The sequence below is a fragment of the Nocardioides hankookensis genome, from assembly GCF_042658885.1.
GTDB lineage: Bacteria > Actinomycetota > Actinomycetes > Propionibacteriales > Nocardioidaceae > Nocardioides > Nocardioides hankookensis.
In genome coordinates this window covers 349,162-370,423 of record NZ_JBHSRJ010000008.1, presented here as the reverse complement: position 1 = coordinate 370,423, position 21,262 = coordinate 349,162, and the positions used below count along the sequence as shown (strand labels likewise).

The 21,262-nt window shown below is 65.3% G+C and carries 14 protein-coding genes; 7 read left to right on the top strand and 7 right to left on the bottom strand.

Going from position 1 to position 21,262, the window contains the following annotated elements; translation table 11 throughout:
• Positions 1–177: 177 nt before the first annotated feature.
• The 7 genes from drmB to ACFPYL_RS19185 form a co-directional block, all read right to left on the bottom strand.
• On the bottom strand, positions 178–1,890 hold the full coding sequence (drmB, locus tag ACFPYL_RS19215; RefSeq protein WP_379158023.1) for a DrmB family protein: 1,713 nt from the start codon (positions 1,888–1,890) through the stop codon (positions 178–180).
• Positions 1,877–5,101, bottom strand: a complete 3,225-nt coding sequence (locus ACFPYL_RS19210; protein ID WP_379158020.1) for a helicase-related protein — start codon at positions 5,099–5,101, stop codon at positions 1,877–1,879. The genes drmB and ACFPYL_RS19210 overlap by 14 nt, the downstream gene beginning before the upstream one ends.
• Entirely contained in the window at positions 5,098–6,885 is a 1,788-nt protein-coding gene (locus ACFPYL_RS19205) for a UvrD-helicase domain-containing protein (protein ID WP_379158017.1), read from the bottom strand. Before ACFPYL_RS19205 ends, ACFPYL_RS19210 begins: the two co-directional genes overlap by 4 nt.
• Positions 6,882–11,630 carry a DEAD/DEAH box helicase gene (locus ACFPYL_RS19200; RefSeq protein WP_379158014.1) on the bottom strand — a complete coding sequence of 1,583 codons (4,749 nt, stop codon included), beginning with the start codon at positions 11,628–11,630 and terminating at the stop codon, positions 6,882–6,884. The genes ACFPYL_RS19205 and ACFPYL_RS19200 overlap by 4 nt, the downstream gene beginning before the upstream one ends.
• Before the next feature lie 129 nt (positions 11,631–11,759).
• The gene (locus tag ACFPYL_RS19195) at positions 11,760–12,812 is read right to left on the bottom strand and encodes a DNA cytosine methyltransferase (protein WP_379158011.1); all 1,053 of its coding nucleotides are present in this window, start codon (positions 12,810–12,812) and stop codon (positions 11,760–11,762) included.
• A gap of 94 nt (positions 12,813–12,906) precedes the next feature.
• Positions 12,907–14,049: a NaeI family type II restriction endonuclease gene (locus ACFPYL_RS19190; RefSeq protein WP_379158008.1), complete on the bottom strand. Its 1,143-nt coding sequence runs from the start codon at positions 14,047–14,049 to the stop codon at positions 12,907–12,909.
• 40 nt (positions 14,050–14,089) lie between these two features.
• On the bottom strand, positions 14,090–15,229 hold the full coding sequence (locus tag ACFPYL_RS19185) for a DNA cytosine methyltransferase (RefSeq protein ID WP_379158005.1): 1,140 nt from the start codon (positions 15,227–15,229) through the stop codon (positions 14,090–14,092).
• Positions 15,230–15,368: 139 nt separating this feature from the next.
• On the opposite strand from ACFPYL_RS19185, the gene ACFPYL_RS19180 reads away from it, so the two are divergent.
• The 7 genes from ACFPYL_RS19180 to ACFPYL_RS19150 all read left to right on the top strand — a co-directional run bounded on the left by ACFPYL_RS19180 (position 15,369) and on the right by ACFPYL_RS19150 (position 21,230).
• Positions 15,369–15,794: a very short patch repair endonuclease gene (locus tag ACFPYL_RS19180; protein WP_379158002.1), complete on the top strand. Its 426-nt coding sequence runs from the start codon at positions 15,369–15,371 to the stop codon at positions 15,792–15,794.
• Positions 15,795–15,901: 107 nt separating this feature from the next.
• Positions 15,902–17,269, top strand: coding sequence for a restriction endonuclease (locus ACFPYL_RS19175; protein WP_379157999.1), 1,368 nt, complete (start codon positions 15,902–15,904; stop codon positions 17,267–17,269).
• A gap of 374 nt (positions 17,270–17,643) precedes the next feature.
• Complete coding sequence (gene mobF, locus ACFPYL_RS19170; RefSeq protein WP_379157996.1) at positions 17,644–18,498, top strand: MobF family relaxase; 855 nt, start codon at positions 17,644–17,646, stop codon at positions 18,496–18,498.
• Entirely contained in the window at positions 18,465–18,968 is a 504-nt protein-coding gene (locus ACFPYL_RS19165) for a tyrosine-type recombinase/integrase (protein ID WP_379157993.1), read from the top strand. The genes mobF and ACFPYL_RS19165 overlap by 34 nt, the downstream gene beginning before the upstream one ends.
• 20 nt (positions 18,969–18,988) lie before the next feature.
• A complete protein-coding gene (locus ACFPYL_RS19160) occupies positions 18,989–19,498 on the top strand; it encodes a helix-turn-helix domain-containing protein (RefSeq protein WP_379158164.1) in 510 nt (169 codons plus the stop codon).
• A gap of 37 nt (positions 19,499–19,535) precedes the next feature.
• Positions 19,536–20,204, top strand: coding sequence for a nucleotidyl transferase AbiEii/AbiGii toxin family protein (locus ACFPYL_RS19155; RefSeq protein ID WP_379157990.1), 669 nt, complete (start codon positions 19,536–19,538; stop codon positions 20,202–20,204).
• 237 nt (positions 20,205–20,441) lie between these two features.
• On the top strand, positions 20,442–21,230 hold the full coding sequence (locus ACFPYL_RS19150; protein WP_379157987.1) for a DUF4839 domain-containing protein: 789 nt from the start codon (positions 20,442–20,444) through the stop codon (positions 21,228–21,230).
• Positions 21,231–21,262 lie beyond the last annotated feature (32 nt).

The following is a 21,262-nucleotide window of genomic DNA, read 5'->3' as shown; positions in this document are numbered from 1 at the left end:
TGTTCGAATAGTGGCACCTCGTTGCGGGCCTCGTCGAAGAGCATCGAACGGCCCAGCGGCGACTTCGTCCGGTGGAATGTCATCTCGAACTCGACCGGGTCTGCCGTGCGTGGCGGAACAAGCGCGGGTGGCCTCGCGACACCGCGCCGCAGCTGCCAAGCAATCGACAAGCGTGCGTCAGGCGTACAAGCCGCTGAACAGCCCATCGTTCGAGCAAACGGCTTCACCGATGATCGACACCCTGTCGAGGTAGATGTTTCGGTGCTCGCAGCTGGTTTCGGGAAGCAAGAGGCATGCATGGCACGCGGCCAAGTTGAGTCCGTCGCTGCCGGAGGGGCCGGACTCACAGCAGACCGGGTCGTTGGAACACCAGCTCGCCCGGCTCAATGCCGCGATCACGGAGTCAGCCAACCGCTTCTCCGCTGCCAGCGCCGCGAGTCCTCCGAGGCTGCCCGCAGCATCAGACGAGGCGGTGTAGATGAGAAGACCGGACTGGCCCGGTTCCGCGTAGACCCGTTCCCGCAGTGATCCGATGGGATACCCGGCATCCAGACTTAGCTCTTGGAGCAGCGCGTGAGCAAAGGAGTGGATTGCGACGAAGCGTGCCGAGGGCGCCTCGACGACGGGTGCGCCGGACTCGGTCGCGCGCTGCCGTAGCGACTGGCTTAGCATTCCGTGGCGCCGTTCGGCCAGCTTCGTTCGCTCCCATCCAGCGACAGCGTCTTCGTCCAGCCTGACGAAGATCCCCTCACCGAGGACCTCGGTCGCTGGGAGCCAGTAGAGCGGCGTGACGCTCAGCGGCGCGAGACGGGGGCTCGTGGTGTCGGTTGGCATCGGGGTGACCCGCGAGAAGCCCTGGAGCGCTCGCACCTCGCGCAGTCTCGTCGCCCTTGACACTTGACGGACGATTCCGCGAAGCCGGGCGTCGACGTCGACGGGCACGCACTGGAATGTGTCCAATGCGCCGCCGTCGTTTCCGTCGATCAACGCCCGGTACTCCTCCTCACGGAGGTCCTTGTCCGTCGGCTGCGTTCCGGATTGGAGCCCCTTCCGTCCGCGAACGACTTCGATGATTCCATCCACAGAGAGGCCGCCTCGGCCAGCGATCATCCCGGGGAGTGCGGCGCGCAGCGCGTCTTCGGGGAGGTGCTCGAGGACCGTCCAGTGCTTGGTTACAAACTGAGCGTTCGGGCTCGACCACGGAGGGATGGAGATGGACGAGCGAACGGCGCCGAACCAGACGTTGGACGATCCGCGCTGGAGGGCACGCAGCGGCTTGTCGCACATCTCGTCGGGGGCACCGAGGAGCCAGGGGCGCTTGCCTCCGCATCGTTTGATCTCGGTGAGGGCGTTTCGGTTGAAGGACCCGTCGAGGTCGTGGGCCGGAACACCGCACGAGCACCGGACGACGATGTCTGCAAGCGAAGACGAGGCTCCACGGGACTCAAGGCGCATCGTGTGGTCGCTACCGGAGGTGTCGGCGCCGCGGTGGACCCACTGGAAGTAGGGGAAGTCCTCGATGTGCCCGTTTTCGCAGCACGCCACGAAGCGTGAAGGGGTTAGATCGCGGCTGCAGTCTGGACACTCCATCTTCCTGGCGTCGAAGGCCCAGAAGCGGTCCAGGCGCCGGCATTCCGGGCAGTAGTGGAAGAGCGGGAAGCGCACGACCGGGACATCGCCGCTTCGTTTGCCGCTGGAAGGGGCCTTGAACGAGTGGACCCCCAGAGAGCGTGCGAGGCGCGGCTCTTCGACTGACGGAGACCACTTCTCGTCCCAGTCATCAGTGCCGCACACCATGAAGCTCTCATCGCCGGCCGGGTACAGCGACCCGACGCCATAGGTGGTGACGAGCTGGCTCTGTCGTGCCTTCGGGCGATCAGTGGTCGCCATCGCGCACCGCCTTCGTCTGTCGGTTGGAAACGATCTTGAGGGTGCTCTCCCGGTCCACGTTCCGGAGGGACATCAACGTCGGCCACGGCGGCTCGGCCGGGGGGAAGATCTCGGCCAGGGGCTCACCAGTCGACGTGTCCATTCCCGAACTGCCTGCTGGGATCATCAGTCCCTTGACCTCTGATCCCTGTTGAGCCCAGCGCGGATATTGCAGTACGTCGGACTCCTCCACGGCCACCTGCCAGTGCTCGATCAGGCAGTCGAGGGCCTCTTCAACGTCCGCCGTGGAGGCAGGGTCCACCCGCTGGGCGCGGGTGATGATCACCTGTGCCATGTCGCCCAGAGCGTCGCTGTCGACAGGCACGTCTACTGCCTTGTCTCCGGCCGCACCCGACACCAGGTGCCTGGCGAGGATGACGAGAAGACCATGAAGTCCACGATCGAGCGCCCTCGGAGCGAACGGCGTCGCACCGGTCGCCTCGACTTGGCGGTAGAGCGCGCGGTGGTATGACGTGAACGACTCGTAGTGAGACAGATCTCGCGAGCGCGACGCGTTGTACAGCGTGAACACCAGACCCGGGCGACTGCGCCCGACACGACTCGTGGCCTGGATGTACTCCGAGGTTGTCTGTGGCTGACCCATCACCGCCATCAGGCCGAGACGATCGACGTCGACACCGACCGAGATCATGTTGGTCGCAAGGACGATGTCCGGGGCGTTGGGATCGGGGAAAGCTGTCTGCAAGGCGTCCAGTTCCTGAGGGATCTCGCTGGACTTCTTTCGGGACGTCAGCTCGCGTGGATCGCGCGTCTCCCGCAGGTCCGTTCCTCCACGGCGGGCAACGACCTTGACCCTGTCCCGAACGTCGTCGATCGATTGGATGTACGCGGCGCCGAGCACTCGCAGACTGTTGAAGTAGCCCAAGATCGTCCAGTAGGCGTCGCGGACGTCATCGGACGCATCGAGATCCTTGGCGGCCTGGAGAGCGGCTGCGTATGTGCGGATCAGGAGCGTGGCGTGACTCGCGCTTGGCGCCATGAGCCCGACGTACTGCCTCGTGCCTTTCACATCCGGTGCCGCGTCGACTGCGAAGAAGGAGTCGTCGGCGTCCACTCCGGGGGGCGGGAACTGGTGTGCATCACGATCGAAGACCGCCTTCACCTGGTCCGCGGCACGCCGGATGGTCGCAGTCGAAGCAACCAACTTCGGGCGCGCGCGTGTCTGAGGATCTGTGGCGAGTTCGTCGATCGCAGTCTCGTACAGTCCCACGAGCGTCCCGAGCGGGCCGCTGATCAGGTGCAGCTCGTCCTGAACGATGAGGTCCGGCGGCGCATCGTGCCTCGAGCCGAACAGTGCGCCGCTTCGCTCGCGCCAAGCGAGCATCGCGAACTTGTCGACCGTCCCGATCACCAAGGAGGGACGTACCGCGTACACCTGCGAATCGACGAGGTGCACCGGCAACCCGTCACCGGATGCGAACCGGCAGGTCCCATTCGGGCAACGGACAGTTACCCGGTCTCGACGCGTATCCGCCTCGTAGTGCTCGGGTCCGAGCCTGGAACCGCACCACGGGCACCGCAGCAACTGAATCGGGTCGCCGAGATCACCGGGGTCCTCGCCGCCTTGACGCTTTCTGATCGCCTTCGCAGCGTCTTCGGTCTTGTTGGGTGTCGCGCCCTGGCCGACCCACAGACCGATGGAGAACGGCTCCCAATCGACGTGTCCTGCCTCGCCGGTCCGCCAGTGTTCCAGCGCGCAAATGAGGCCGGAGGCGCGTTCGAACTGCTGCAGAGTCAGGAGCCGGAGCGTGTACCGCATCAGAACGCCCACCCCTGCGCCATTTCGGTCCGCGCCTGCGCCGCGAAGCCGTCGGTGGACTAGCGTGAACGCGATCAGGCCAAGGTACGCCTCGGTCTTGCCACCGCCGGTCGGGAACCACAGCAGGTCGGCGAGATCGCGATCCGAGGAATGCGGGTCCGCGATTCCCTCGAGGTTTTGGAGGATGAACGCGATCTGGAACGGCCGCCATGCGCCGACGACGTCGCTCGGAGGAACGGTCAGACCTCGCCGCACCATTTCCTGCCGCGCGCGCTGCTGCTGCATCACAAGGTTCATGACCCGGAATGCCTCGGCTGCGTGCGCGTCACGGCGGAGTAGCTCGATACCGCGCTGCATGCGCGCGGCCGCCACCCTGGCGTCGGACAAATGACCGCGAGCGGTATCGGCGTGCGCCGTCGTCAACGAAGGCAGCTTCTCGGCCTCCTCGTCGATCCACGACTCGTACTGCGCAACGAGGCGTTCAAGCGCGGCGCTGGCGTCCGCCGACGCGAGGTTCGGCATTCCGAGCCCACGGACGTCATCGCGATCAGCCTGAGCTAGCTGCAGATCGTGTGAGGGGAAGAACGTCGTGGCTACCTTCGAAACGACGTCGCCCTCGTCCCAGGTGACAGCAACGCCGTGCCCGACCGCGAGGTGCCGCTGCTTGCGGTAGAGCAGCTCGCCGCTGCGCTCGTCGGAGTCCATGTGAGCGAGCTCGCGGTCGGGCCTCCGGTCAGCTAGGGACCCATCCACGACCCGCACCCGAAGCGCGGGACGGAACCAGCACAGGCCATCGGACCGACCCTTCTCCGGCTTGCTGTGGGTGTTGACGAGCACCACAGTTACGTTCACGACTCCGTCCGTTGCGGGGCGCTGCACCATGCGCAATGCGAGGCCGTCGGCGACCTGCCTGGTGTCGGATCCCGGGCCCAGCTCGAAAGCCTCGATGACTGGCCCGACTGCAACGCGTCGCCAGTCGGTGACCCGCTTGCCGTATGCGCGAGTTGCCACCCCGGTGGTCTCGGTCGCGCCTTCCGCCGGCTGCTCCAGCGGTTCGTACCGATCGGCGACGACCTCGACCTCGAAGCCGGTGGCGTCCGCGGTCAGGCCGAAAGTCAAACCCATCGTCGACGGGTAACGCAGGTGTGCGAACGACACGCCTGGGTCGAAGTCTGCGTCCGGGGCGGTGCCGCCTTCGCTGTCAGGGTCCTCGTCGGCAACCTCGACCGGCGCGGCCGCTCCGTCGGCGGTGCGGGGGTGGAGGATTCCAACAATGAATCGCTCCAGAGGCTCCTCGTCCAGGCGATCGTCCGCCTCCGTGCCGTAGAGGTCGGCAACGACCGCGTCGACCATCCGAGCACGGGCTTCGTACCAAGGGTCGAGCTTGCTCATTCGGTTGATCCGTTCCAGTCGAGGGTGAGAAGTCCGGTGACAATCGGTGCGAGATAGAGGCCGTGACGCCACGACGAATCCGACCGAGAATCTGATGCAGAGGTGGCGATGGCCTCGACCTCAGCGCCGTAGAGGGCCGGCCACGTGCCTCGCCGTCGTTCGAGGGTCCCGATGCGGCTGGCCAGATCCTCGCCGAAAGTCCGAGATGTGCGAGCGATCGTCATCCCGTTGTGGATGACCGCGTAGACCGGGAACTCCAAGGTCGACGCCTCAACATCGATCCGCAGATCCAAGTCAGCGCCCGCCACGACTTCCGCCTCTATGTGCGCCTGGCTGGGCGCGGGATCGTCGAAGACCGGCTCGATGTCGCCGACGCCGATCTCGATGCCGAACGTCATCCAGGTCTTATGTCCGCCCACGATCCACCGAGCTCGCTGAGTTGCAGGATTCGTGGCCAGCCGGAGGTCTCGATCATCGGGGCCATCCGCACGGACAAGGTAGCTCCGCGCTCGGCTGAGCGCGACGAACTGGGTGCGGCGGGCCCCGTCCACGTCGCTGTCAGCCGCGATGCGACCCCGCGAAGGGAAGTCGAGCACGACAACGTTGTCGAACTCGAGGCCCTTGGACCGGTGAACGGTCGACACCACGACGTCCACCGAGGGCCGCTGCGTCAGGTCGGGAAGGAGGCTGCGGCCGGCTCGCAGGCGGTTGGCGATAGAGCTGACCGTGATCTCGGTGCCGCGAGCGCCGGTGAGGCTTCTGAGGGCACGCCAGGCGTCGGCCGCATCGATGTCTGGATGCCTCTCGGAGATCAGCTTTTCGAAGCCCGCTTTGCCGACGCTGTCGGTCGTCGAGTCGCCCAACGTCGCCGCGATCCACCCGGCAGCGACCTGGTGATGGGCGCTTCGTCGGATCTCCACAACCATGCCGAGGCGTCGAAGGACGCCGGCCGTCGCCAGTGCCTGGCCGTTTGTCGACGTGAGCAGCGCCGTTGTCCCTGACCAGCCTCGAAGGAGATCTACGGCTTCCTCGATGCGGCCGAGGTGAACGAGGTCGGCGAAGAAGTCCTCCATCTCAGTTGCCTCCCCGTCGGGAAGGGCTGCGTCGCGCAATCGCATGGCGGTCCGAGCATCGCGACTTGCGGCGCGATACTGACCCGTCAGTTGGCGCAGCGCCGGGGCATGGGCCTCAGTTACCGATTCCAGGAGCTGCGCCGAGGTGGTCGTCGAAGCAGGCGCGCGGTCACTGCCGGGCGGCCCAAGTTGGAAGTCGTAGATCCCTTGAGCCGGATCCCCCAGGAGGCTGAATCCTGCATCGGCCGGGATGGCCGCGATGATCGCCAGCAGGAAGTCTGCGCGAACCCCGACAACGTCCTGGACCTCGTCGACGATGAGATGCTGAAGGTCGCCGATCCGGTCCCATCCGTCGATCTCCAAGAGACGCGTGGCTTCTACGACTCTGCCGTCGAAGTCCAAGTCTGTGTGGTCTTCCGTGGCGAGATCTCTCAGCAACGCGGAAGCCAGCGAATCCAATGTCTGGACTGACACCGGTGCGGCGCCGTGGTCTCTCAGCCTGCCCTCCGCGGCATGGACTGCGGCATTCGAGAAACTGATTACGAGGAGTCCGTCTAGATGATCGACGCCCTCCTCTTCCGTGAGGTGCTCGATAAGTGCGGACACCACCTCGGTTTTGCCCGAGCCGGGGCCGGCTATCACGATCTGGCGTTCTTCTGGGTCGATCTGGACGGTCGCGCGCTGGCTGTCGTCCAGCGAGACCTCGGTCATCGCTTGGTCCAGAGGTACTCGAACTCCCGGAAGGCGAGCAGATCGCCGTACTGCTGGAAGTTGTCCTGGACGTTCACGATCAGCACTTCCTCCGAACCACCGTTCTTGGGACCGCGAAGCCCGCGACCGATCATCTGCTGGTAGACGTTCGGGCTGAAGGTCGGCCGCGCGACGTAGACGGCTTGGACCTTGGGTGCGTCGAAGCCCTGCGTCAGAACGTTGAAGTTCGTCAGGACCCTGATGCGCCCTGCCTTGAACTCCTCCACGTAGTGGCGTCGTGCCGCCGTCTCGGTGTCCGCAGAGACTGAAACGGCCGGGATCCCTTGATGCGAGAGCAACGCCGCGAGCACTCGGGCGTTCTCCACAGACGGCGCAAACGCCAGTACCGTCCAGTCGTCGGGGAGCGCGGCGATGGAATCGACGACCTTCAACGTCCGCGTCAGGTTTGCGCCGAGGCGCTCGGTCACAGCCGGAGGCAATCGCTTCATCTTCTCGATCTCGGCGATGTCGGATGCGGTCAGCTCGGCGTCGCTGCCATCGAGGATCCGGTGTTTGACCTGAGCGAGCACGCCCATATCCTGGAGCTCCTCGTAGGGGTCCTCCTTGACGAAGGCGCCGCGGTCCAGCCGGTTCCCGAGGTACCTGCCCGCCAACCGCTCGGTCTCGTCGACCGAGGTACCGCGGAACGGCGTTGCCGTTAGACCAATCAGAGGCTTGCGAACCTCTCCCTTGCGCGGTCGCGCGCCACGCCCGAGCCAGTCCAACACGCGCGTGTAGGACGAGGCGATCGACGTGTGAGCCTCGTCGATGACGATCACCGAAGGTTGCCGCAGCCAGTCGTACTCGCCGTTGGATCGCGACACCAGCGAATTGAGTTTGTCGACCGTGGCGATGACGAGTTGGAACGTCCCGGGTTCCTCGGGCACTTCGTTGTTCGCCCACAGGCGGCCGAGACGCATCGGGACCTGCGGCCCGATCGCTCTCCACACGTAGGTCCAGGTCTCAGCAGCCTGCTCGCAGAGCTCGTCGGTCTGGGCGATCCAGATCTGAGGGACGCTCGCAGGCACGTCACCCTCACGAACGGCATTCACGAGCGCCTGCACGGTGACGCGGGTCTTCCCGGCGCCGGTGGGCAGAGAGACCATCCCGCGCTCGTTGCCCACGCCTCGGAGCATGCTCTTGATGCGATCGGTGACGAAGTCCTGATAGTCGTGCAGGGGGCTGAGGATCGCGGGCCCGTCGATCACCTCCACCGCAGCGCGAGTGCTCCCGGGGAACCCTGCCCAGTCGGAGGGAAACCCGTGGTCGTGGACCCATTGGCGGGTCCGGTGCCGTCCCGTCCACTCGCGTGGCGGCTCGAGGCCGCGTTCTTCGAGGGCGGGACGGAGCTGCTTGAGGATGGCGACGCCATGCACAGAGCGTGCGAGGGAAGCGACGTCCGTAGGGCTCGCGCCACCTGTTGCTCCATCGAGAACTTCGAGCGCCTGAGCCGGTACGCACCTGCGGAGCGCGTCGACGCCGACGGCGACGACCAGCCGCTCGTCATCCGACTTGGCCTTCTTGAGCTCGGCCCGCAGCTTGTTGGTGGCCGTCCGTTCCATCTGCTGCAGAACCTTGGCGATCGCTGCGGCATCCATACCGAGGCCGAGTACGCGCGAAACCTGTTCGATCTGCTCGGTCGGCTTGGTGGCAGTCACGAGGATCACATCCCCGTCGCGGCGCGCTTGGATCGGCGACGCTACCTGACCCCGAGGAGTCGCGATCATCTTGACCAGCCTGGATGCCGGTTGGAGTCGCAGGTCTTGATCGGCCGGATCGAGGCGCAGCTTCAACGGCGGGTACATATCGGTCAAGAAGACGGCTTCTCCCGATGTTTCGGCCACGATCTCCTCTTGGAGGAGGTCCTTGCCCCGAGGCATGCCCCACGTCTCGATGAACCGGTCGGCGTCGTCCGCGTCGTCGACGAACAGGACGGGGATCTGCGCTTCCACCATCGATTCGTGCACAGCGGGTTCGGATGTGACGCCGACGTTCTTCGTCTCCACAGCCTGCAACTGGCGGCCGACTCGCACGACGAGGGAATCGCACTCGATGCGACCCGGGAGCCAGGCATAGAACGTCGTCCGGCGCTCGTCGTCTCCAGGCCCGCGCCAGGTGTCTGCCACGGCCTTCAGGTCGCGCCACTCCGCGGCGGTGAGTCTCTCGGGGTCGCTTTCGATCCCCAGCGCGGTGGCCCACGAATCCGAGACGTCGACCGCGGGCAGGATCGACGGATCGATGGCATCACCAGCCAGCAGCGTGGATGTAGGGCGTCGGACGCCGAATTCAGTGCGCAACAGGCCGTGCTTCCGTAGGAACCACACCTCGGGAGGGATGACCTGGAAGCTGCCATAGCTCGCGTTCGACGCGTGCTGAACCCGCCAATTCGCGCTCACAGGCCGCGACATCAGATGCTCCGTTGCGGCTGCGATGCCTTCTGGGCTCAGCGTCCGAAGGGGGGCAAGCGGCCACGGGGGAGGGGAGCCCTTCGTCCCAGCGGAGACTTCAATCTTCGCCGGGTCCGGCCGGCTACCGCCCTTGGGCTGCTTGGCCACGAAGGCATCGCGCATGCCGTCCTCGTACACCGCGAACCACGGCTCGGTCGGCGAATGCATCCGCCACACGGGGGCGTCGACAGCGTCCAGCTCGTGCAGCAGATCCTCATCGGGCGAATGGAAGCCCGGGTCGATCAGACGGTCGCGGTCCCGGCTCCCGTCTGCCGGGATGATCCTGCCTGGCAGGAAAGCCTGCGGTATCGGCAGCCAGGTGCCAGCCGCAGTCCGGACGCGTACGTGACTTACGAGGTCCTGCCCGAGGTCCTCACGCAGGATCTGGAGCGCGGTGTCGCGTGGAATGTCGCGAAGGACGGTCCAGATTGCAGGCCAGACGCTGGCTGGCGACTTCAGTGCTGCGGACGTCTTGGCCTCGGCGAGCAAACGGCGGAGCTCTCCGCTCCGGTCCATCACGACGATGCCGAGCTGACTCAAGGCTTCGCGCACCGCAGGCAGCGCGGCGAGTGCCGGGTCGACGAAATCGACGTCGGAGGTCGTGTCACCAGGAACACGCACGAAGACTCGGCCCTTTGCGGGCGCGCGGAATTCGCCGTTCTCCAAGCGGATGATCTTCGTGCTACGCACGCCGGCGGCGGCGCTGCGAACCTTCACCTCGGACGACGCTGCAGCGTCCATCGCAACTCTGGCTGCGAGAAGGATCGCTTCCGCAGACGCCTCCACGGTCCCGGGGGCGACGAGCGACTCCAGCCACTCGTCGATGCCCGACTGAGTCGGGGCATCCGACGAGCCGCGCTCGTGCTGCATCAATCGCACAATCTTGTTGCGACGCTCAGGACTCGAGTAGGCGTTGGGGTGCAACCACTTCTCGAGAGGCGCATCCTTGATCCGCGCCCAGTGTTCGAGCCACTCGTTCGGTGCGTCGCCGATCCACTTGACGTCGGCAGGTCGGCGGAGGGTATTGGTGCCGTCGGGCAGGGAGGGCACCCGTCGAAGCTCCCTAAAGATCGGATCGTTGATCTCCCGATCGACCCAGTTCCGGGATTCGAGTCCTCGCGCGGGCATCGCGTCCAGGGCGGAGACGGCATCGCTCGTGCCGCTGAGGATCTGCAGCGCTTGGCCGACGAGCCGCGGAAGCTTCTCGAGCAGCTCGATGTTGAACCCGCCCTCGAGGAGGCCGGTACGATCGTCACTCAGCTTCCACGGAGCGTTGATGAGCCCGGTGAGCGTGGTCTCGAAGTTGGTGGGGAAGTAGGCCCAGAAACGGCCCAGGCGGCTGGAACCGGGCGGGATCGGTAGGGCGTACTGGACTTCCACCTGCTGACGGGACGCAACATGACCGCCCTCTCGGCGCGCCGAGCTGCTGGGTACATGCATCGCGCGCTTCACGACCCAACGGGCCGATACTCCGCCAGACTTGAGGATCACAGAGCCATCCGTGACCGCTTCTTGACTGATCGATCGATCGGATGGGCGACCTGAGGTTCCCTGCTTCGCAGCAGGGTCCGACTCGGCGAGGTTCCTGAGCCGCGCGCGCTTGATGTGCGGGGAGAAGAGGATGAACTCCGCCGGGAAGTCGTAAAGACGGCGCGAGATCGTCTCGTAGGAGACCGCGAGAGGCACGACGACCACAGTGCTGGCCCACTCCATGAGTTCGCGGAGGTTATGGTCTCGCGCCGAGCCCTCCGCGATCGGGTCGAGTGAACGAGCCAAGCGCATCGTCGGATACTGGGCGAACTCGTATCCCTCGTCTTTCAGAGTCTCGGTGGCCCAGGCCTTGTCGAAGCCGAACGAGACAGTGCGGCTGAAAACGCGGGGACTGGTCGAGACCGCCAGGACCGACTTGAAACCGATGCCGAACTTCCCGATCTTGTCGTCGTCCTTGGACGAGATGTCGGACGCCATCACCGACCGAAGCCCGCGCTCGTCGAACGGTTCACCGTCGTTGGCGACGTACAGGGTGTCCTTCGTGAGAAGGACCTCGACCCGCTCGCCGGCCTTGCGCGCGGCGTCGACCGCGTTCTGAAGGAGTTCCTCAAGCTGTCGGGTTGCGTACCCGCCCTCCGAGATCCGTCGTTCGTTGTTCGCGTCCTGCAGCACGCGGCTCGGGTCCTCGGCGTAGACCTTGAGGCAGACGTCGGTCTGCTCCCATACAACCTTAGCAAGACCGTCAGCCCCGCGCTCCCAACCCTGCACCGCAACCCCCTGCCAGACGACATCCGAGCCGGTCGAACTCCCGCCTACCGACGCAGCGAATCTAGGAGATGCCACTGACAGATACCGTGGCTTTGGTAAACGTATCCCGGTGCCGCTTGACGGGGCCCGTCAGACGGCGATGAATTTCGCGAGATGCTCGGCGATCGCCTGGGCGAGTGGCACAGGGACGGCGTTGCCGATCTGTCGCGCGATCGAAGCCTTACTTCCGCACCACTGGAACGACTCCGGGAACCCCTGGATGAGGGCAGCCTCGGCATGGGTGATCGCCCGATGCTCGGAGGGGTGGAGGAACCGACCCTTCTCGGGCTTGAAGAACTCGGTACGAATGGTCACGGAGGGCTTGTCCCACGACAGGCGCCCCATCACGTCGCCGGCGCCGGTGCGATGTCGCCGCCAGCCCGGAGTCTGGAGATGATCTGGAAGGTCGAGGCGACTGCCGCCCGCCGGGATCGACAGGTACCTCGCCCGCGATACTTCGTTCGGAGTTCGGGTGAAGTGGAGGTCTCGCAGCTTGAACGGCCCAGGGACGTCCTGTCCGCGGAAAGAGATGACACTCTCAGGCAGGTCGACAGCGTCCACACGTGATTCGAGCCACGTCGGGAACGCCTCTGCGAGGGCGGTTCGCCCGGTACGTGGGGGTGGGCCGATCGGTGCCAGCTGGCGCCTGCGGCCGATCACCACCGCGCGTTTTCTGGCCTGCGGCGCTCCGTAGTCGGCAGCGTTCAAGACGAACGCTTCGACGGCGAAGGTATCGAGTGTGCCGCCGACGGCGAGCAGCTTCTGGAAGTGCCGGTATTCGGCGGAGCTTAGGAACTGCGGAACGTTCTCCAGAACGAAGAACGCTGGTCGCACTCGCTCGAGGACGGCGGCGTAGTGGCGCCAGAGCCTGTTCCGCGGATCGGCCGGATCGCGCCTGCCCAGCGCTGAGAAGCCCTGGCACGGAGGTCCGCCGATCACGACGTCCGCACGCGGCATCGAGCTGTTGGCCCAGTCGGCAATGTCTCCTACGTGGATGCGGTCGCCGAAGTTCAGGGCATACGTCGCAGCTGCCTGCAGATCGGATTCGACCGCCGCAATTGCTTCGTACTTCCCGGTCTCGTGGAAGCCCACGCTCAGGCCTCCACACCCTGCGAATAGGTCGATGATCCGCAGGTCGCCCACGTGCCAAGGCTAGGCGCACGCCGCTGCCGGGCGGTCGCGGCGCGCCCGCTGAGAAACATCGCTTCGCGCCAGAGTTAGCGACTCACGTCCCGTTTCAGGTCCAGACAATGTCGAGCTTGGGAGCTGGAGTCACCGGCTCGTCGCGGTGCGATCGAGCCCAGCGCTGCTCAGCCACGCTGAAGAATGGGCGGCTGTCTGTTGGCTCGACAGGCACCACGCGCACAGAGATCCACTCGCCCTTGACGGGCACCGGAAGTCCCAGAGCGGCGGCAACGCGAGGGTGTGTCTCCTGGTGCCCAAGGACCAACAGGCCCTCATTCTGGAGCTTCAAGCGCGCGTCTCGTGCGCGCTTCGGGGCGTCGTCTTGCTGCGCCACAGTCAGTACCATCTGCCTACTGACGATCGACTCCCGGACCTCGCGGAACAACTGGTTGACCCGCGCTTGGCCCGACCGAGGGAACGAGAAGATCCGGTCCCGGACTGCGGGCTCCATGTGTAGCAGCAGGTTTCGCGGGAGGTCTTGCTGAAGTCCGCCCCAGAGCCAGTAAATGTCGGTTGAGGCTGAATCGGCCAGGCGGCGCTTGTTGTCCCGGTTATAGGCGCGCCGCACCTCGCCCGTTGTTTTATCGGTCCGCCACCGCAGACGTTCATCGGTGATCGTGACGAGGCCAGCGGCCCAACGGCTCGTATCGTCGTTCATCCACGTCACAAGAGCCGGATGGTCCGCCTTGCCCTGACGGTCTTCGTGATCATCACAGAGGTACATCTCCATGGGGATCTCCCAACCACCCATGTCCTTCGAGAACTTGCAGTCAACGTCTCGGGCCGCGATGCGCCAGTCGAGATCATCGCCGTTCGCGAACTCGAACTCCTTCGTCAGGTTCACCTCGACCGCGGTCCCGAGGTAGGTCTTCTCCGTTTTCGAGAGGTGCTGATATGCCCAACGTCCTGTTCGTTGTCCGTCGAGCAGTTCGTCCAGTGAATCGCGGAGCGCCCAACGAAACCGCTCGCGCGCGTCCGGCTCCTGTTCGAACCAAGCGACGATCTCGGCGAGCTCGGGCGCAACCGACTGTTGGAGTCCCTGGCGGAGCGACCAGGCCCGCGGAACCTTTCCCATCGGGTCCGTCGGCACTGGGTGCGTCCGGAAGGTGTTGCGGCGCCGGCGGATGGCTCGCGCTCGCGAGTCCTGGTCGGCCGTCGTGGGTTCGTCGTCGAGCGGCAGCGCGTCCTGAAGCACCCGGGCAGTCTGTCAGCCCCGCAGGGTGGGCTTGGGCTGATCAGGCGATAAAGGGACGCACCTGCTTCGCAATCGCACGCGCGAGGCCGGACGGGACCGCATTTCCGATCTGCTTCGCGATCGCGGTCTTTGTTCCCACCCAGAGGTAGTCCGTCGGGAAGTCCTGGATCAGCGATGCCTCGTAGTGGGTGATCACCCGATCGATCGACTTCTTCGGGTCGCCCTTGACGTACTTGGAGTCGTCTCCGCGGCGTTGGCGGCCTGGAACCCACTGAGGATGAAGATAGGCGCCTTTCTCCGGCTTGAAGAACTCAGTGCGGATCGTCAGCGATGGAGCGTCCCAACGCATCCGCCCCATCACGTCAGTCGTCCCAGTGGGCTTCTCGCGCCAACAGCGGGGGAGGAGTTCGACGGGAACATCGAAGCGACCACCACCGGGGGGGACGAACGAGTACCGATCGAGGGACAGCTGGTTCGGGTTCCGACGGAAGTGGATGTCGAGTCCCTTGAAGACACCGGGCATGGGCTCGCCGAAAAATTGCGTCGTCGACTCCGGCAGCTCGGTCGAATCGGGGCGAGCTGGGAGCCCTTCGATGACATCGCGAACAGTTCTCCATGGAGCGAGGCCCGAACCGGCCTCTGGAAGGCGAGCATGCGTCGGGCTTGGCAGTTCGATCTTGCCAACCCTGGAGCCGATGACGATGGTCCGACGCCGCCGTTGCGATACGCCGTAATCAGCGGCGTTCAGGACGCCGTACGAAATCTCATAATTCTTTAGAACGCCGTTATCTACCTCGTCGACGAGCATCTGGAACTCTGGCGACTTCGAGAATCGGTCTACGTTCTCGATAACGAACACTTGAGGCCTCGCCGTACGAATAAACCGCATGTACTCGCGCCACAGCTGGTTTCGCGGGTCGTCCAACTTCTTCAAACCCAGGTTCGAGAATCCTTGGCATGGAGGGCCGCCGATCATGAGGTCGGCGAGTGGGATCTGACGCTTCTCGACTGCAGCGATGTCGCCGGCGATGACGTGGTCCTCGCCCCAATTGGCGGCGTACGTCGCGGCGGCCTGTCGGTCCCACTCCACGGCGAGCACCGGCTCGAAGCCCTCTTCGTGGAACCCGACCGTCATGCCCCCGCAGCCTGAGAAGAGGTCGATCACGGTCGGACTCGTCATGGCACGTAGCGTACGTTCCGGCACGGACAGTCTCGGCAGCAACGCCGTGCCGTGACGAAAGTGGCTCGTGAGACCAGGTCCCCCAGGGCCCCTCCCCCGGGCTTCCGGCGGCAGGTTGGGGTCGAGGGAGGTCGCAGAAGTGTCCGATTCGCCGTCGTGGGCTTCCTCGGAGGCGACGCGCCGATCTATGAGGAGCAATCGTGGGCGCGACACGGGCCCGGAGATGGCCGTGCGGCGGATCATCTACGCCCAAGGTCTCCGGTACCGGGTGGATGCTCGGCCTATCGCCGCGTTGAACCGTCGTGCTGATCTGGTCTTCTCGCGAGCCAGGGTCGCGGTGTTCATCGACGGGTGCTTCTGGCACGGGTGCCCGGACCATCACACCATCGCCAAGACGAACTCGAGTTACTGGGCCGACAAGGTCGAGAACAATCGCCAGCGGGATCTCGATACCTCCGAACGCCTGCGTGAGGAGGGATGGCTGGTCCTTCGCTTCTGGGAGCATCAGCGTGCTGCCGACGTCGCGGAGGCGATCGTTTCCGCGGTAAAGGAACGGCGACCCTGAATGGGCCTGCTGGCCGAGCCCGCGTTCACGATGCGTTCTCCCTCGCGCCTCCGGTGCGCTCGATAGCTTGTAGGCCTCACTCTGGAATCTGGCGGGAGGAACCCGTGGTGGATAGGTTGCGCGTCGATGTCGTGTGGCCCGATCCATCAGGCGAGCTCACGCCGCGTCACGTGTTCATCCACGACGAGCTGCGGTACGCCCGAAAGGCGAACCAGATCGAGGTCGAACACGACGGCTTCCTCAACTACCACTGGCTCATGAGCCCGGCGGACCTCGGTCGGCCGATGGTGATGCTCGAAGCTGGCATCAACTCGCCTGCCGAAGTGGTGGGTCCGGACGGCGGTCGACGAGCGCTGATCGCGATCCGATCCAGTCCCTGGAAGGCGGGCCACGAAACGAACCCGTGGCACGACGAGTTCGACCTCGATCACGGTCATGTCAGGTACTTCGGAGACCACAAGCCTGGAACCGTCGGTCTGCCGGGTGCGACGAAGGGGAACCGGCTACTGCTTGAGGCGGCGTTGCTTCATGCAGGCACGAGTCGTCAGGAACGCCTACTCGCTCCACCACTTCTGTTGTTCCGCAGCGTCACAGTGCATCGAGAGGGACGTGCCGTGGTCAAGGGACACGTCGAGTTCTGCGGCGCAGCAATCATTGAACGCCTCGAGCATGTGGTGCAGCGTGATCCGGAGACAGGGCGAAGCTTTCCGAACCTGGTGCTCGACCTTGCGGTGATTTCCGGAGGCGACGTCGACGGCATCGACTTGCGCTGGATCGATGACCGACGCGATCCCGAGCTGACGGCCGAAGACGCACTCCGACATGCACCCGAAGCTTGGACTCGTTGGGTGAAGCAGGGACGGGTCGCTGTTCCGGGCGTTCGACGGCGCGTTCTGGCGAGCACGGTGAAGTCGAACAAGGAGCAGCAGCCCCAGGCGGGGAGCGCGGAGGATCAAGTTCTGCAGCAGGTGTACGCGTTTTTCGACGGCCGGAAGCATGCCTTTGAGCTACTCGCATCGCGAGTGGCGGCAGAGGTGCTCCGAGAGTCCGGATCTCGATACAAGGAGGGCTGGCTTTCGAGGTCGTCCGGCGACGGGGGAGTGGACTTCATCGGGCGTATTGACATGGGTTCGCTTGCCGCGAGTACACCGGTCGTCGTGCTCGGGCAGGCCAAATGCATCCTGCCGACCTCGTCGATCTCACCGGAGCAGGTCGCCCGCGTGGTCGCGCGACTGCGTCGGGGGTGGATCGGCGTCTATGTCACGACCGGTTCATTCTCGCGGCAGGCCCAGATCGAGATCATCGACGACCAGTACCCGGTCGTCTTGATTTCGGGTGGCACGCTCGCGAGCGCGGTGCGACAGATGGCGCAGGCCAACTACGGGGGTGATCTCGGAGCCCTCTTAGAGTCCGCAGTCGAGGGGTACGGCACCGCAGTCACACATCGGAGGCCGGAGGAAGTCCTTTCGATGTAGAAGGGCGGGTTGGTTCGGGGCGATCACCATTCCCTTGTCCAGTCCGAATGGCTGGGACCGGCTGACTCCAACATCTGTCACGGACCACCGGCGGGCCGCGTTGCCGATTGGGATCGATCAGGGGCGACGACCACCCGGTTCATGCCGGGCCAAGCTGGTCCCGCCGCCTCCCGGCCGAAGCATCGACGTTCGGCACCCTCGAATGCCACTACGAACCACCAACGACTCACGAATCGCTCTCGGTCAGTCGTGACTCCGCCCGTCCACGTCAGCGGCACGCATGCTACCAATTTGGGTAAGGCAAACCGGCTCTGACCTGCAGGTTTATGGAAATCGACGGTTATCGAGGGAGGCGTTCTCGGGTGCATGGCGGGATGAAGATCTACCGCGGGCCGGCCGGCGCTGCTCGCGACTACGTCGAGGCGGATCGGTCCCGGGCCGACGACTACTACCTGGCTGAGGGGAGCGGGCTGGCGCAGCGGTTCGTCGCTCGTCGCGACATCGCCGGCGAGACGCTGGTGCTCGAGCGCAAGCTCGACCTGGACGGCGAGACCTATGAGAAGTGGGTCGCCGGCTACGGCGCCGAGACGGGCGTGGCGAAGGGTCGGCTGCGCAACGACGACCAGGCTGTGCGCTTCGTCGAGGTCACCGTCAACGGGCCGAAGACGGGGTCGGTCGCTGCGGCGCTGCACCCGGAGATCGCGGCGGCGTACGACGCTGCCCAGGATCGTGCCGCAGCCGAGATCGTCGGGTGGCTGGCCGGGCACGCGACGACTCGGGCGGGGCCGCGCGGTCGGCAGGTGCAGGTGCCGGTCGAGGAGATCGAGGCCGCCGTCGTCCGTCACTTCACCTCTCGTGCCGGCGACCCGCACCGGCACCTCCACCTGCAGATCAACGCGCGGGTCTTCGCGGCGGGGCGGTGGCGCGGACTGCACACCGTGGGCGTACGCGACAGCCTGGAGGCGATCAACGGCATCGGGCACGCCGCTGTGATGACCGATCCTGGGTTTCGCACCACGCTGGCCGCGCACGGGTACTCGCTCGACGACCAGCGCGGCGAGGTGGTCGAGCTGGCGCCGTACACCGGAGCGTTCAGCGCGCGGACTCGACAGATCGAGATCAACATCGATCGCTGCGAGGCCCAGTGGCGTGGCGAGCATCCTGGTGAGGAGCCCGGCCCGGCGCTGCGCCAATCGTGGGACCGGCGGGCGTGGTCCGACGCCCGGTAGTGGTCGATCGCCAGTTGTTGACCCGGCTCGGACGCGTCACTGAGTTCGGGCCACTCAAGACCAGGGCGAGCTATCGCACCATCCCGCTGCCCGTGACCGTCGTCGATGCCCTCAACGAGCACCTGGCCACTCGCGACATCGCCGACGACGACCTGGTCTTCACCCTCGAGGGCCGACCGATCACCCGCCAGGCCTTCGGCCACGTCTGGAGACCGGTCGCCAAGATCGCTGGACTGAACGCAGCCACCGGACCGGGCATGCATGCGTTGCGGCACTACTACGCCTCGCTGCTCATCCGGTACGGCGAGTCGGTCAAGACCGTCCAGACCCGCCTCGGCCATGCGTCCGCCGTCGAGACACTCGACACCTACAGCCACCTGTGGCCCGACTCCGACGACCGTACGCGCGACGCGATCGACTCGGTCCTCGGCCGCTCTCGGGAGGGCAGTGAGGTGCATCCCGCCGGATAGCAGTGCCGCCTTTCCTCCAAATGTTTCTCATTATTGACTCGAAAGACCGAATGACTAAAATGAGAAACATGCCAGCAAGTAGTCCGTACACGAGTCCGGAGCAGCAGGCGGATCTCGAACGCCTGGGCGCCCGTCTGCGTGAACGCCGGAAGGCCCTTGGTGTCACGGTAGTCGCTTGTGCCGAGGCTGCTGGCGTGTCGCGCGTGACCCTGCACAGGATCGAGGCCGGCAACCCCTCGGTCACGATCGGGGCCTACGCCAACGTCGCGACTGCGCTCGGGCTCCACCTCGTCATCCCCATCCTCGAGGCGCCAGCAGCAGAGCCGGAGACGATCACGGTTGGTGATTACCCCGGCCTGCGCACGTTGGCGTGGCAGACCGACGCCGGCGTCACCATCACTGAGACAGAGGCACTCAACCTCTACGAACGCGGCTGGCGGCACCTCGACCAAGCAGCCCTCACCGATCACGAGAAGGCGTTCATCCGTCACCTCGCGGACACCTACAGCAACGGGCGACTCCTTGTTTAGGCGGCCGCACCACCGACGGGTCGCCGAGGTGCTGTCGATGCTCAACGCACCACTCCTGGCCGAGCACAACTGCTGGTTCGGAGGCGGCACCGCGATCGTCCTCGCCAACGATGAGTACCGCGAATCGGTCGACATCGACTTCCTGGTCTCCGACCGGCGGTCCTACCGGACGTTGCGCCAGATCGTCAGGGAACAGGGACTCGACGCTCTGGCTACACGCGAGCTGGAAGTAGGTCGAACACCGTCCGTCGACGGCTACGGGATCCGGACCTCGGTGCTGGTCGCGGGGGCTGCGATCAAGTTCGAGATCATCCACGAAGGCCGCATCGACCTCGACGCACCGTCCTCGAAGGATGAGATCTGCGGCGTACGAATCCTGACGAGAACCGACCAAGTCGCAAGTAAGCTGCTTGCCAACGATGACCGCTGGGCAGACACATCGACGTTCAGCCGCGACCTCATCGACCTCGCCATGATGAGACCCGACGCAGCCGCCCTGAAGGCCGGCGCGCACAAGGCGGTCGACGCGTACGGCGGGACGGTCGGAGAGAGCCTCAACAAGGCCATCTCCTACCTCCAGCAACGCCCGCACCGCCTCGACGAATACATCCGCGCACTCAAGATCGACGCGCCGCGAGCAGCCGTGTGGCAGAGCATCCGCGACCTGTCCGCACGATGCGCGAAGATCGAAGGCCTCGGCCCCTGAGCTATCGAATGCGCGAGTGCGGATGAGGATCATCCCGGAGGTCCGGCCGCGTGCGGCAAAGAGCGTCGGGAAGAGCGGACATGCGCTGAACCTGACCTGTCGGGCCGCTGCGGATTTGGCCTTGGCCCCGCGTGTGGTCGCCGAGAGTGAGAGAGACCCACCTGCAACCCGGACTCGGCCCGTATGCTCCCGTGAGTTCCGAACCAAGCAAAGTGATACCGGGGGGCTAGAAGCCGCGTGGCTGATGACAGCGTGAAGTACCAGCACAAGACCGTCCAAGCCATCCGCGGCACAGAAGCCCGGTCCATCTCCAAGTGGGAGGGCCAAGGCTGGGAGCTCGTGGACCAGACCCCCGGCAAACTGCGAACCACGCTTACCTTCCGTAAGCCCGCACCCAAGGTGCCCTGGATCCCGATCGCTGCGCTCGCCGGGGTCGGCGTTTTTATCCTCGCCATTGTCGGGATCGTCAGTCTTGCCCGAGGCGACAATGACGAAGACGCCACCGCCAAGGAGCCGGCAGTCAGTAGCACGCCCGCGATGCCCTCCGATACCCCGTCGGCGTCTCCCACGCCGACTGAGGCGGCTTCCGAGACTCCGAGCGAGGGAGCAGAAGAGCCCCCGACCGAGACCGAGGAGACCGACACGGTCATCACCGCCAAGAACAGCGACAAGTTCGCGGCCATTCTCGTAGGCGGGGAGTGCGATAAGGCGGTCAAGGCGTTCGCCAACGAGAACGCCGACCGGACCATCGAGTTCGACGGCGGCATCGCCGACATGGCCCCGCACGGTAGCGCGGACACCAGGTACGACATCCTCATCACCCCCGGAGACAAGGCTGGCAATGCCACAGTCGGCCCCTACTTCAAGTTTGAGGATGTCAACACCTTCGACCTGAACTTCACGGGCCAAGTGCCGAATCGCTTCGGTACCGGAGACCTCGTCCACGTCGTCGCTGACATTGACCAGTACCGGCCGAGCGACTGCATCCTCTTTCTCGACCCGGTTGAGACCTCGTTCCGGAAGTGACCACCAGCAGGACGTGCCCTGTCCGACCCTCG